The organism is Mycobacterium deserti, from assembly GCF_025345615.1.
GTDB lineage: Bacteria > Actinomycetota > Actinomycetes > Mycobacteriales > Mycobacteriaceae > Mycobacterium > Mycobacterium deserti.
On sequence record NZ_JAODWD010000002.1, the window covers coordinates 273,496 to 285,643 of the forward strand.

The window sequence follows — 12,148 nt, forward strand, 5'->3', positions numbered from 1 at the left end:
GAACCGCGCCGACTCTGGTCACATCCGTAGCCAAACTGTAGTCTGGCTACAGCCGTAACCAGATCTTCGGAGGTCGACGTGTACCTGCCCCACCAGATCGTCGGGCAAATCGTGAACCAGCGCTTTGACAGCGATGTGCGTCGCCACTTCTTCCGCGGCATGGAGTTCGCGGCACCCGTTGGCGACCCGGGCTGGTTCGGCCCGGGCAGCGCGGTCTGGCACGTCCACTCGCACATGCACGCGCTGATCTTCGGGCTGCAGTGCGCGGCCTACATGGAGCGACTCGACCCGTCGATCTACTGGATGGGCATGCACCACTCGCGCCTGGTCAAGCGCGACGAGAACGGCACGGCCATTCCCGTGATCGATCCGAAGGGCGCGTTGGTGCGACTCGGTCATTCGGTCGCGTTCTTCATCGGCACCGCCTATGGCTCGACCGAGACCGCCGAGCGACTGGCCCAGAGCGTGCGCGCGATGCATCACACCATCAAGGGCACGCGCCCGGACGGCGTGGCCTATGACGCCGACGACCCGGACTGGTTGCGGTGGAACTACGCGACCGTCGCGTGGGGCATCGCCACCGCGCACGAGCTGTACCATCCGAACCCGCTGCGCGGGAAGAAGATCGACCGCTACTACGGCGAGTTTGTCCGCGTCGGTCATGCCCTCGGCGGCACCGATCTGCCCACCACCAAAGCCGAGACGCTCGCGTGCCTCGAGTCGTATGTGCCGAGGCTGGCCGTCACCCACGGCACCGCGATGGCGACCGGTCCGCGCCTGCCGCTGCCGCAGAGCGCTGTCGACTGGGCGGTGCGCGACACCATGCCGAAGTGGGGCAAGCAGTTGATTCAGCATCGGGACCCCAACATCGTTGAACGCACGGCCAGACGCGCGGCGGTGTGGGGCGTCATCAACGGCCTGCACGCCGCCTCCGGCCCGGCACCGGAGTTCCGGCAGGCCCAAACCAGGGTCAAGTCCGGCGTCACCGTCTCGCACACACTGCCGACGTATCGGTTGGGCGACGACCCGGTCCGCAGCCGTTCCGAGGTCGAACTCAGTTTCCGCTCCGTGTGACCGGTTGCACACGTTTTTACCCTCGTCCACGGCTTTTGAGACACTGGGTCCCATGAATGCCACGGGAAAGACACAGCACCGCGAGGTAGCGAAGCTGGACCGGGTCCCATTGCCCGTCGAGGCTGCTCGCGTCGGCGTGACGGGATGGCAGATCACCCGCACCGGCGCACGAGTCGTCACGAAGCTGACCGGCCGCGGCTCGCTGCAGCAGAAGATTCTCAAGGAGGTCCCCCAGGCGTTCGCCGATCTGGGGCCTACCTACGTCAAATTCGGACAGATCATCGCGTCGAGCCCCGGCGCGTTCGGCGAGCAGTTGTCGCGGGAGTTCCGCAGCCTGCTCGACCGTGTTCCGCCCGCCGACCCCGACCAGGTGCGCAAGCTATTCCACGAGGATCTCGGCGACGAACCGGAGAACCTGTTCAAGACGTTCGACGTAAAACCGTTCGCCTCGGCCTCCATCGCCCAGGTGCACTACGCCACGCTGCACACCGGTGAGGAAGTCGTGGTCAAGATCCAGCGACCCGGCATCCGTCGGCGGGTGGCCGCCGACCTGCAGATCCTCAAACGCGGCGCGCGCCTGGTCGAGTTCGCGAAGCTGGGCCAGCGGCTGTCCGCGCAGGACGTCGTCGCCGACTTCGCCGACAACCTCGCCGAGGAACTCGACTTCCGCCTCGAGGCGCAGTCGATGGACGCCTGGGTGTCGCACATGCACGCCTCGCCACTGGGCCGCAACATCCGGGTTCCGCAGGTGTACTGGGACCTGACCAGCGAGCGGGTACTGACCATGGAACGGGTGCAGGGCATCCGCATCGACGACGCCGCCGCGATCCGCAAGGCCGGCTTCGACGGCACGGAACTGGTCAAGGCGCTGCTGTTCTCGCTGTTCGAGGGCGGGCTGCGGCACGGCCTGTTTCACGGCGACCTGCACGCGGGCAACCTGTACGTCGATGGCGACGGCAAGATCGTGTTCTTCGACTTCGGCATCATGGGCCGTATTGATCCCCGAACTCGTTGGCTGCTGCGCGAACTCGTCTACGCGCTGCTGGTGAAGAAGGACCACGCCGCGGCGGGCAAGATCGTCGTCCTGATGGGCGCCGTCGGCACCCCCAAGCCCGAGGCCCAGGCGGCCAAGGACCTCGAGAAGTTCGCCACCCCGCTGACCATGTCGACGTTGGGCGACATGAGTTACGCCGACATCGGCAGGCAGTTGTCCACGCTGGCCGAGGCCTACGACGTCAAGCTGCCGCGCGAGCTGGTGCTGATCGGCAAGCAGTTCCTCTACGTCGAGCGCTACATGAAGCTGCTCGCACCCAAGTGGCAGATGATGTCCGACCCGCAGCTCACGGGCTACTTCGCCAATTTCATGGTGGAGGTCAGCCGCGAGCACAGCGAAGACCTCGACAGCGGGGTGCAGACGTAAGTGGAGGTCCGCACCGGCACCGCCACCTCGGGCGAGGTTGAGATCCACTTCGAGGACATGGGCGACCCGAACGACCCGGCGGTCCTACTCATCATGGGCCTCGGCGCACAGCTATTGTTGTGGCGCAAAGGTTTCTGCGAAAAGCTCGTCGACCAAGGCCTGCGCGTCATCCGCTACGACAACCGCGATGTCGGGCTGTCCTCCAAGCTGCCCGGTGCGCACAGCGGGGCGCCGCTGCCCCTGCGCATGGCCCGTTCTTACCTGGGTCTGCCCAGTCCGGCGGCCTACACGCTCGAGGACATGGCCGACGACGCCGCCGCCCTACTGGACCATCTGGGCATCGATCAGGCTCACATCGTCGGCGGCTCGATGGGCGGCATGATCGCGCAGGTGTTCGCGGCCAGGCACAAGCGGCGTACGAGTTCGCTGGCCGTCATCTTCTCCAGCAATAACCAGCCCATGCTGCCGCCGCCGGGCCCGAAGCAGTTGCTGGCCATCCTGCAGCGGCCGAAGGACTCGACCCGCGAGGCGGTCATCGAGAACGCGATCCGGGTCAGCAAGATCATCGGCAGTCCCGGCTATCCGGCGCCGGACGACCGTGTCCGCGCCGAAGCCATCGAGGGATACGACCGCGCCTACTACCCCGCGGGCATCGGCCGCCACTTCGCGGCGATCCTGGGTAGTGGCAGCCTGCTGCGCTACGACCGGCAGATCACCGCGCCGACGGTGGTGATACACGGGAAGGCCGACAAGTTGATGCGGCCGTTCGGCGGGCGGGCCGTCGCACGGGCGATCAAGGGCGCGCGCTTGGTGCTGTTCGACGGCATGGGCCATGAACTACCCGAGCCGCTGTGGGACGACATCGTCGGCGAGCTGAAGAACAACTTCGCCGCTGCTGCGTAGCGATCGTCGATTAGTTAGCTACAGCGTCGGCGCGTAGCATTCCAGCCGATAAGGGCTGCACCACGAAGGGGGGCTAAAAGATGGCTCGCACCAGCAAGCTCACGCCGCATTTCCAGGACGTTCAGGCGCACTACGACCTGTCTGACGAGTTCTTCCGGCTGTTCCTGGATCCCAGCCAGACCTACAGCTGCGCCTACTTCGAACGTGACGACATGACGCTCGAGGAAGCCCAGCTCGCCAAGGTCGACCTCGCGCTCGGCAAGCTCGGCCTCGAACCGGGGATGACGCTGCTCGACGTCGGCTGCGGCTGGGGCTCGACCATGTTGCGCGCGATCGAGAAGTACGACGTCAACGTCATCGGCCTCACACTGAGCAAGAACCAGCTCGCGCACGTCGAGAAGGCGTTCGCCGCGTCGGACAGCCCGCGCTCGAAGCGGGTGCTGCTGCAGGGCTGGGAGCAGTTCGACGAGCCCGTCGACCGGATCGTGTCGATCGGCGCGTTCGAGCATTTCGGTAAGGACCGCTGGGACGACTTATTCACCATGGCCTACCGGGCGCTGCCCGACGACGGTGTGATGCTGCTGCACACCATCACGGCGCTGACCCTGCCGCAGATGACCGAACGCGGTATGCCGCTGACGTTTTCGGTGGCGCGGTTCGTCAAGTTCATCCTCACCGAGATCTTCCCCGGCGGCTATCTGCCGACGATCGAGTTGGTCGGTGAGCACGCGGGCAAGGCGGGCTTCGACCTGACGCGGACGCAGTCGCTGCAGCCGCACTACGCGCGCACGCTGGACTGCTGGGCCGAGGCGCTCGAGGCGCACCGCGACGAGGCCATCGCCGTCCAGTCGCAAGAGGTCTACGACCGGTACATGCACTATTTGACCGGCTGCGCGCAGGGCTTCCGCGTCGGCTACATCGACGTCAATCAGTTCACGTTGGTCAAATGACCGACCTCACTCCTCACTTCGAGGACGTGCAGTCGCACTACGACCTCTCCGACGACTTCTACCGGCTGTTTCTGGATCCGACCCAGACCTATAGCTGTGCTTATTTCGAGCGCGACGACATGACGCTCGAAGAGGCGCAAATCGCCAAGATCGACCTGTCGCTGGGCAAGTTGAACCTCGAACCGGGCATGACGCTGCTCGACGTCGGGTGCGGCTGGGGCGCGACGATGAAGCGGGCGGCCGAACGTTACGACGTCAACGTGATCGGGCTGACGCTGTCGGCCAACCAATGCGCGTATGTGCAGAAATCCTTCGCCGAGCAGGAGAGCCCGCGGTCGCGGCGGGTGCTGCTGATGGGCTGGGAGCAGTTCGACGAACCCGTCGACCGCATCGTCTCGATCGGGGCCTTCGAGCACTTCGGCCACGACCGTTACGAAGACTTCTTCAAGATGGCGGACGCGGTGTTGCCCTCCGACGGTGTGATGCTTCTGCACACCATCACCCGGCTGACGCTGGACGAGCTCAAACAGCGCGACATACCACTGACGATGGCCGCGGCGCGGTTCGCGCGATTCATCGCGAACGAGATCTTCCCCGGCGGTCAGCTACCGGCGATCGAAGCGGTCCACGAGCATGCCGTCAAGGGCGGTTTCACGGTGACGAGAACCCAGTCGCTGCAACTCCACTACGCACGCACACTGGACACGTGGGCCCACACTCTTGAAGCGCGCAGGGCCGAGGCGGTGGCCATCCAGTCCGAAGAGGTCTACGAGCGGTACATGAAGTACCTGACAGGGTGCGCCGACATGTTCCGCAGGGGCTACATCGACGTCAACCAGTTCACTTTGGCCAAGTAAGCGCCCCGCCGAGCCGAATTGGAGCGGAGCGCCCGCGAAACGCTAGGGTGACGACCAGATCAACACGTGATGAAGACGCGTGTAGTGCGTACTAGATGCTGAGCAGGGGAAACATGGCTGACAACTCAACCGGCACGAAGGACATGCGGCCGCATTTCGAAGACATCCAGGCCCATTACGACCTGTCGGACGACTTCTTCGGCGTGTTCCAGGATCCGACCCGCAAATACAGCTGCGCGTTCTTCACTCGTCCGGACGCGACCCTGTCTGAGGCGCAGATCGCCAACGTCGACCAGCACCTGGACAAACTGGACCTCAAGCCCGGAATGACGCTGCTGGAGGTCGGCTGCGGTTGGGGTCTGACGCTGCAGCGCGCGATGGAGAAGTACGACGTCAACGTCATCGGACTGACTCTGTCGAAGAACCAGAAGGCCTACTGCGATCAACTTCTGGGCAAGCTCGATAGCCAGCGCACCTTCGACGTCCGACTGGAGGGCTGGGAGCAGTTCCACTCTCCCGTCGATCGCATCGTCTCCATCGAGGCCTTCGAGCACTTCGGCTTCGAGCGCTACGACGACTTCTTCAAGACCTGTTTCGACATCCTGCCCAGCGACGGCCGAATGACCATCCAGAGCAGCGTCGGATACCACCCGTACGACCTGGCCGAGCGCGGCAAGAAGCTCACGTTCGAGCTGGCCCGCTTCATCAAGTTCATGATCACCGAGATCTTTCCCGGTGGCCGGCTCCCGACCACCCAGATGATGATCGAGCACGGTGAGAAGGCCGGTTTCGTGGTGCCCGAGGCGCAGTCGCTGCGCAACCACTACATCAAGACGCTCGGTATCTGGGCCAGCCGGTTGGAGAACCACAAGGACGAGGCGATCGCCGCGGCGGGCGTCGAGAACTACGACCGCTACATGCGGTACCTGACCGGCGCCCAGCACTACTTCGTCGACGAAGCCATTGACGTCAGCCTGGTGACCTACCTGAAGCAGGACGCTGCCGCCTGATTTCGGCCGACGGCAATTCGGGGGGTTCGTCGATGGGGTCCGACACCGGGGCCGTCTCACAGAGAATGCGCAAGAACTTCGACAACGTCGGCGCGCACTACGACCTCTCCGATGAGTTCTTCGGCTTGTTCCTCGATCCCAGCCGCATCTACAGCTGCGCCTACTTCGAGTCCGATGACGCGACACTGGAAGTAGCGCAATACGCCAAGGTCGACCTGCATCTGGACCGGCTCGGGTTGGAGCCGGGAATGACGGTGTTGGACATCGGCTGCGGCTGGGGCGCCACGTTGAAGCGGGCCGTCGAGTGCTACGACGTGAACGTAGTCGGCTTGACGCTGAGCCACAACCAGCATGCGGCGACCACACAGCTGCTCGATCAGCTCGACACCCACCGCAGCCGGCGTGTTCTCCTGCGCGGCTGGGAGGAGTTCAACGAACCCGTCGACCGGATTCTCTCGATCGAGGCGTTCGAGCATTTCGGGTTCGAACGCTATGACGAGTTCTTCGAGAAGTGCTTCGCGATACTGCCCGACGACGGCCGGATGACGATCCAGAGCAGCATCAGTTATCACCCGGACGAGTTCCGGGCGCGCGGGATACCCCTGTCGATCGACGTGCTCAAGTTCATCAAGTTCATGGTCACCGAGATCTTCCCCGGCGCGCGCCTACCCTCGTCGCAGATGATGCGTAAGCACGGCGAAGCGGCCGGGTTCACCGTCGATGACGCGACGTCGTTGCGCACCCACTACGTGAAGACACTGGGCATGTGGGCCGACGCGCTGGAGGCCAATCGAGCGGCGGCTCTTGAGGTGCAGTCCGAGGAGGTCTACGACCGCTACATGAAGTATCTGCGTGGCTGCCAGGAGAAGTTCGCCGACGAGTACATCGACGTCCGTCTGGTCACCTACGCGAAGCCGACGGGTTAGGCCGCGGCCCGGGCGTCGGTATCGGCCGCCCGGGCGTCCTGGCCGTCGTCGGCGTCGTCGTTGTCGTTGTTCTCGGTGTCGGATTCCTGCGTGCCCGGCGTGACCTTGTTGTCGTCCTCGGTTGTGTCGTCCTTCGGCGTCGTGACGGGATCGCTGCCAGGCCGGGTGGTTTCGTCTTCCTCGGCGTCCTCGTCCTTGAGGTCCTCGTCCTTGAGGTCCTCTTCTTTGGCATCCTCTTCTTTGGCATCCTCGTCGACGACGACTTCTTCCGCGACGTCTCGGCCCGCGTTCTCGTCCTGCTGCCCTTCGGGTAGTTGGCCCTGCTGCTCTTGCCCCTGCTGCGAGGCATCCTCCATGCGCGCCGAGAGTGCCGACACCTCAGGCGCATTCGCGGGAGCGATCATCGTGGCACCGCCGCCGAAGGTGTCCTCGATGCCCTCCTGGACCGCCGCAACGAGGTCGAACCCGACCTGCACCCAGTTGGTGAACGGGTTGAACGGCAGGATCGACAGGTACCGCTGCTCGGCGGGATTACCGCTCCAGTCGTAACCCAGGTCAACGAGCACCTTCGTCACCGGCGTGAGGAGGTTGACGAGGGGCTGCACCAACGGCTTCAGCGGAGCCGGCACCACCGACATCAGCAAGTCGAAGATCGGCAGGCTCTTGGCCGGAATCATCCAGTACTCGTTGTTGTACTGATCCATGCGGCAGTGCGGCCCGGGGCACCCGGTCGCGTAGATCGCGTCGATCTCGTCCTTCGTATATCCGTACGCGATCGGGTCGGTGGGACCGTTCTCGTTCGGAGTGAGGTAGTAGCCGTGCACCGTTTCGAACGCAGCGATGGCGTTCAACATCGCCAGCGGGTTGCCCCAGTACAGCGGCGCGTACATGACCGGGTCGTACTCGAACCCGATGCTGGTGATCTTGCCGTCGTCTCCGAACACGTCGACGGGAGTCTTCGGACCGAAGGTGATGTCCAGGAACGGGATTGTCGGCAGGAAGCCGAGCCGGGTGAACAACCCACCGTCCGGGTTGTAGATGTTGCCGATCAGCACCACCTTCTCGATCTGATCGAGAAGGGTTTGGTTGCCGGCAATGGCCCGTAACTCGTCGGAGACGACGGCGCCGCCCTGCGAGTACCCGAAGACGACGAGTGGCCCGTCGGTGCTCGTGATCAACCCGTCCAGGCTCGCCACACCCTGCTCCACCGAGGTGTTCCACGTTTCGCACCGTCCTGGGTCGCACCACCCCGGGAAGATGACAAGCGGGAAGAACGAGGCCGGGTACTCGGCGCTGGTGGGATTGCAGTTGGCGACGGTGCAGTCGGGCTCGAAGGGAGTGACGTAGCGCTCGACGGCGTGGCCCATGTACAGCGGCTTGTCCTGCGCATCCGGGGTCCCGGTGCCCGGAACGATCAACGCCGTCGCGGCCAGACTGACCGCCGCCATAATCGCGGTCAGCACGCCCAAGGCGGCGGTGCTCAGCACTCCAAGGACGACAAGAACGGCAGCCCGGGCCCACTTACGCATGTGTCAACGATCACATATCGCACCAACTTTGGACGCCGAATCTGTCGGATTTCGGCGACCTCGTTCGTCGGATGGATAGAGAGTGGAACGCAGGGTTTCGCTCACTAAAGCGAAGGGACTTCAGATGCACTACTTTGCGCTGTTGCTCAGCTCCGAGCCCGCCGCCTCGGGGGACCCCGAGGAGTATGCCGCCCAGATGGCAGAGTTCCACGAATTCCATGCCAAGGCCGCCGCAGCGATCCGTAGCGGTGATGCGCTGACGCCCTCGGCCACCGGTGTCCGGATCACCGGCGGTCCCGACACGCCGACGGTGACCGACGGTCCGTTCGCCGAGAGCGCCGAAGTGGCCTGCGGCTACTACGTCTTCGAAGCCGAGAACCTGGATGACGCACTGGCATTGGCGCGCGACGTCCCCGTCGCGAAGTTCGGTGCTGTCGAGATCTGGCCGATGGTCGACTACTTCCCGCCGGCCAAGCCCGTCGGCACAAGCTGGCTGGCGCTGCTGCTGGAGCCCGCCGACCGCGCCCCCGCACCGGGCACGCCGGAATGGGAACAAGGGATCGCAGCGCATGAGAGGTTCGGAGCAACGGCGGGTGACCGCACCAACGGCGGCGCGCCGCTGCATCCGCCGTCCAGGGCGACGACCGTGCGCGTGCGTGACGGTGAGATGCTGCTGACCGACGGCCCCTATGTCGAAGGAGCCGAGGTGGCCAACGGCTACTACATCATCGATGTCGAGGACCGAGACGAGGCCGTCAAGATCGCGTCGATGATCCCAGCGACGACGGTGGAGCTCCGGCAGTTCATGGGCGTCTCCGGCCTGCAGTAGCCGCCCGATGACCGAACTGGACGGCGTCTTCCGGCGCGAGTGGGGCCCGGCAGTCGCAGCGTTGGCGCGCTGGTCCGGCGACCTCACGGTCGCCGAGGACGCCGTCCAGGAGGCGTTCGCCGACGCGCTGCGCAGCTGGCCACGCGACGGCGTTCCCGCCAATGCGGGCGGCTGGATCCTGAGCGCCGCGCGCAACCGTGCGCTCGATCGGCTACGACGCGAATCAGACCGACCCGGGAAGGAACTCGCAGCGGTGGTCGACGACATCTCGGCCCGAACCGCCCGGGCCGACCCACAGCCGGTGCATGATGACGAACTACGGATGATGTTCACCTGCGCCCACCCGGCGCTGGATAGCGCGGCGCAGCTGGCTTTGACGCTGCGTCTGATCTCGGGGCTCACGGTGGCCGAGATCGCGCGGGCGCTGCTGCAGTCGGAGGCGGCGGTGGGACAACGAATCACCCGCGCCAAGAACAAGATTCGGCATGCCAACATCCCACTGCGGGTACCGCCTGCGGAACTGTTGCCCGAACGAACACCGCACGTGCTCGCGTGCATCTACTCGGTGTTCACCGAGGGCTACTGGTCGACGGCCGGGCCGTCTGCGATCCGCGACGAGTTGTGCGACGAGGGTGTCCGCCTCGCCGAAGAGATGTGCGCGCAGATGCCGGACCTGCCAGACGCGGACGCGCTTGCCGCGCTCGTGCTCCTGCACGACTCGCGACGGCACACCCGCGTCGACGCCGAGGGCGCTTTGGTGCCGCTGGACGAGCAGGACCGCAGCCGGTGGAACCGATCGCGAATCAACCGAGGACTCAACCGCCTGCGGCGCGCGGCAGGCGCGACGGGCCCATACCTGCCGCAGGCGGTGATAGCCGCCGTGCACGCGACGGCGCCGAGCTGGGAGGAAACCGACTGGGTCACGATCTGCACGGCCTACGACCGCTTGATCGCGCTCACCGGCTCACCGGTGGCGCGGGCGAACCGCGCGCTCGCGGTCGGCTTCCGCGACGGATTCGACGTCGGGCTGGCAGCGCTCGACGAGGTGGCCGACGATCCCCGGCTGGCACGGTCGAACGCCATCGCGCCGATCCGCGCGGATCTTCTCCGCCGATCGGGCCGCCGCGATGAGGCTCGCGACTGGTACCGCCGCGCCGCCGAGGGAGCGGGATCCGTTCCTGCACGGGCATTTCTGCACCGCCGATCCGTCGAGTGCGAGCCGTGAGACAACGAAGATGATCGTGCCGGTGGCGGGCAAGCGGGTCTGGACGGCGCTCGGTGTGGTGGCGTCAGTCGTCGCGGTGGCTGCGTTGGCCGTGCGGAGCGTGCCGATCGTCAATCGTGCGCTGATTGTGACGGCGGCGCTGGCGCCATATCTGATGGTGGGTGCGCCGGTGGCGATGATCGTGTTCGCGTTCCTGCGCCGGTGGGTTGCGGCCGTCGTCGCGGTTGTGCTGACGGTGGCCGCCGCCGCGGTACAGGCACCACTCTTCGTCGGAGAGGAAGCACCGTCAGGGGTAGCGGTGCGGTTCGTGTCGGCGAACCTGCGCTATGGTCACGCCGATCCGGTCGCCGTGACGGAACTGGCCCGCGAGAACGCGGATATGCTTGCCGTGCAGGAGCTTACGCCGGAGGCAGCGCAGCGCCTTTCAGCAGCGGGCCTGGACCGGGAATTTCCCCATCAGGCGCTGCGGGCACGGGAAGGCCCTGCGGGCGTGGGTATTTGGAGTCGGTTTCCCATCGTCAACAGCGAAGCCGACGAGGGGTTCTGGCTAGGCCTGCTGACGGCGCGAGTGCGTGTACCCGACGTGCCAGACGACGTCACGGTGGTCACGACGCACATGTCCGCGCCATGGCCGGAACCCATTGCGGGTTGGCGCGACGACATGGCGCGGCTCGCTTCGGCGCTTCGCGGCATAGCGGCCGAGAGCAAGGGCGCGGTGTTGGTCGCGGGCGACCTGAACAGCACGACGGACATGCGGGAATTTCGCCGATTGCTTCGCGAGGGATACCGGGACGCCGCCGAGCAGGCGGGGGCGGGGTTGACGCGGACACACCCTGCGGACATCGCCGTGCCGCCGGTGTTCCCGATCGACCACGTCCTGGTGCGCGGTGGCACAGCGACCTCGGTGCGGACGCCGCTGATCGGTGGATCCGATCATCGGGCCCTGGTGGCCGACGTGATCCTCGCGCCGTGACAAAAAGTCGACAAGTGACAAATTGTAGGGAAACACCTGATTCCTCCCCCCGAAACGGTGGCTAGGTTCGTTGCTATGGATGTCGTGGGGACTCCGTCGTGTTACCTCGCGGAGTGGTATCTGCCCGAGCTGACCGAGCAGTCCGTCGAGGATCTCGTCGGGCGGTTGGACGCCGCCGCGGCAGTCATGACTGACCAAGGCACCCCCGTCCGCCTGCTCGTCACGCTTGCAGTCCCCACCGACGAGGTGCTCTACGGCGTGTTCGGCGCCGACTCATCGGACATCGTCTCGCGTACCTGCCACGCAGCCGGTGCACCTCATCAGCGGCTCTCGGCGGACATCGGTACGCGAATTCGGCAGTGTCACGCATGAATTAGCCGCTTATCGACGGTTGCAAATAATGGTGGCGCATCTGATAGCGCGTTACTGGCGCTTAGCCGACCGCGCCCTGT

At 65.4% G+C, this 12,148-nt stretch carries 12 protein-coding genes; 11 read left to right on the forward strand and 1 reads right to left on the reverse strand.

Going from position 1 to position 12,148, the window contains the following annotated elements:
• The first annotated feature begins 78 nt into the window (after positions 1 to 78).
• The 7 genes from N4S67_RS07485 (at position 79) to N4S67_RS07515 (ending at position 7,140) form a co-directional block, all read left to right on the forward strand.
• On the forward strand, positions 79 to 1,074 hold the full coding sequence (locus tag N4S67_RS07485) for an oxygenase MpaB family protein (protein WP_260992327.1): 996 nt from the start codon (positions 79 to 81) through the stop codon (positions 1,072 to 1,074).
• Between the two features lie 52 nt (positions 1,075 to 1,126).
• A complete protein-coding gene (locus N4S67_RS07490) occupies positions 1,127 to 2,494 on the forward strand; it encodes an ABC1 kinase family protein (RefSeq protein WP_260992328.1) in 1,368 nt (455 codons plus the stop codon).
• Positions 2,495 to 3,397 carry an alpha/beta fold hydrolase gene (locus tag N4S67_RS07495; RefSeq protein WP_260992329.1) on the forward strand — a complete coding sequence of 301 codons (903 nt, stop codon included), beginning with the start codon at positions 2,495 to 2,497 and terminating at the stop codon, positions 3,395 to 3,397.
• A gap of 80 nt (positions 3,398 to 3,477) precedes the next feature.
• Positions 3,478 to 4,347, forward strand: coding sequence for a cyclopropane mycolic acid synthase family methyltransferase (locus tag N4S67_RS07500; RefSeq protein WP_260992330.1), 870 nt, complete (start codon positions 3,478 to 3,480; stop codon positions 4,345 to 4,347).
• Complete coding sequence (locus N4S67_RS07505) at positions 4,344 to 5,204, forward strand: cyclopropane mycolic acid synthase family methyltransferase (protein WP_260992331.1); 861 nt, start codon at positions 4,344 to 4,346, stop codon at positions 5,202 to 5,204. The genes N4S67_RS07500 and N4S67_RS07505 overlap by 4 nt, the downstream gene beginning before the upstream one ends.
• Before the next feature lie 113 nt (positions 5,205 to 5,317).
• Positions 5,318 to 6,214 (forward strand): cyclopropane mycolic acid synthase family methyltransferase, encoded by an 897-nt coding sequence (locus N4S67_RS07510; RefSeq protein ID WP_260992332.1) that lies wholly within the window; start codon positions 5,318 to 5,320, stop codon positions 6,212 to 6,214.
• 32 nt (positions 6,215 to 6,246) lie between these two features.
• Positions 6,247 to 7,140 carry a cyclopropane mycolic acid synthase family methyltransferase gene (locus N4S67_RS07515; protein WP_260992333.1) on the forward strand — a complete coding sequence of 298 codons (894 nt, stop codon included), beginning with the start codon at positions 6,247 to 6,249 and terminating at the stop codon, positions 7,138 to 7,140.
• On the opposite strand, the gene N4S67_RS07520 is transcribed toward N4S67_RS07515, so the two are convergent.
• On the reverse strand, positions 7,137 to 8,669 hold the full coding sequence (locus N4S67_RS07520; RefSeq protein ID WP_260992334.1) for a PE-PPE domain-containing protein: 1,533 nt from the start codon (positions 8,667 to 8,669) through the stop codon (positions 7,137 to 7,139). The genes N4S67_RS07515 and N4S67_RS07520 overlap by 4 nt on opposite strands.
• 124 nt (positions 8,670 to 8,793) lie before the next feature.
• Here N4S67_RS07520 and N4S67_RS07525 point away from each other — a divergent pair, with 124 nt between their 5' ends.
• The 4 genes from N4S67_RS07525 to N4S67_RS07540 all read left to right on the forward strand — a co-directional run bounded on the left by N4S67_RS07525 (position 8,794) and on the right by N4S67_RS07540 (position 12,068).
• The gene (locus tag N4S67_RS07525; RefSeq protein ID WP_260992335.1) at positions 8,794 to 9,498 is read left to right on the forward strand and encodes a YciI family protein; all 705 of its coding nucleotides are present in this window, start codon (positions 8,794 to 8,796) and stop codon (positions 9,496 to 9,498) included.
• Between the two features lie 7 nt (positions 9,499 to 9,505).
• On the forward strand, positions 9,506 to 10,723 hold the full coding sequence (locus N4S67_RS07530; RefSeq protein WP_260992336.1) for an RNA polymerase sigma factor: 1,218 nt from the start codon (positions 9,506 to 9,508) through the stop codon (positions 10,721 to 10,723).
• A gap of 10 nt (positions 10,724 to 10,733) precedes the next feature.
• A complete protein-coding gene (locus tag N4S67_RS07535) occupies positions 10,734 to 11,696 on the forward strand; it encodes an endonuclease/exonuclease/phosphatase family protein (RefSeq protein WP_260992337.1) in 963 nt (320 codons plus the stop codon).
• A 75-nt stretch (positions 11,697 to 11,771) separates the two neighbouring features.
• Complete coding sequence (locus N4S67_RS07540) at positions 11,772 to 12,068, forward strand: hypothetical protein (RefSeq protein WP_260992338.1); 297 nt, start codon at positions 11,772 to 11,774, stop codon at positions 12,066 to 12,068.
• The last annotated feature ends 80 nt before the right edge of the window (positions 12,069 to 12,148 follow it).

Excerpts from the sequence above, each read along its gene's own strand:
- N4S67_RS07490 (WP_260992328.1), top strand. The coding sequence starts at position 1,127 with ATGAATGCCACGGGAAAGACACAGCACCGCGAGGTAGCGAAGCTGGAC.
- N4S67_RS07500 (WP_260992330.1), top strand. The coding sequence starts at position 3,478 with ATGGCTCGCACCAGCAAGCTCACGCCGCATTTCCAGGACGTTCAGGCG.
- N4S67_RS07505 (WP_260992331.1), top strand. The coding sequence starts at position 4,344 with ATGACCGACCTCACTCCTCACTTCGAGGACGTGCAGTCGCACTACGAC.
- N4S67_RS07510 (WP_260992332.1), top strand. The coding sequence starts at position 5,318 with ATGGCTGACAACTCAACCGGCACGAAGGACATGCGGCCGCATTTCGAA.
- N4S67_RS07515 (WP_260992333.1), top strand. The coding sequence starts at position 6,247 with ATGGGGTCCGACACCGGGGCCGTCTCACAGAGAATGCGCAAGAACTTC.
- N4S67_RS07520 (WP_260992334.1), bottom strand. The coding sequence starts at position 8,669 with ATGCGTAAGTGGGCCCGGGCTGCCGTTCTTGTCGTCCTTGGAGTGCTG.
- N4S67_RS07525 (WP_260992335.1), top strand. The coding sequence starts at position 8,794 with ATGCACTACTTTGCGCTGTTGCTCAGCTCCGAGCCCGCCGCCTCGGGG.
- N4S67_RS07530 (WP_260992336.1), top strand. The coding sequence starts at position 9,506 with ATGACCGAACTGGACGGCGTCTTCCGGCGCGAGTGGGGCCCGGCAGTC.
- N4S67_RS07535 (WP_260992337.1), top strand. The coding sequence starts at position 10,734 with ATGATCGTGCCGGTGGCGGGCAAGCGGGTCTGGACGGCGCTCGGTGTG.
- N4S67_RS07540 (WP_260992338.1), top strand. The coding sequence starts at position 11,772 with ATGGATGTCGTGGGGACTCCGTCGTGTTACCTCGCGGAGTGGTATCTG.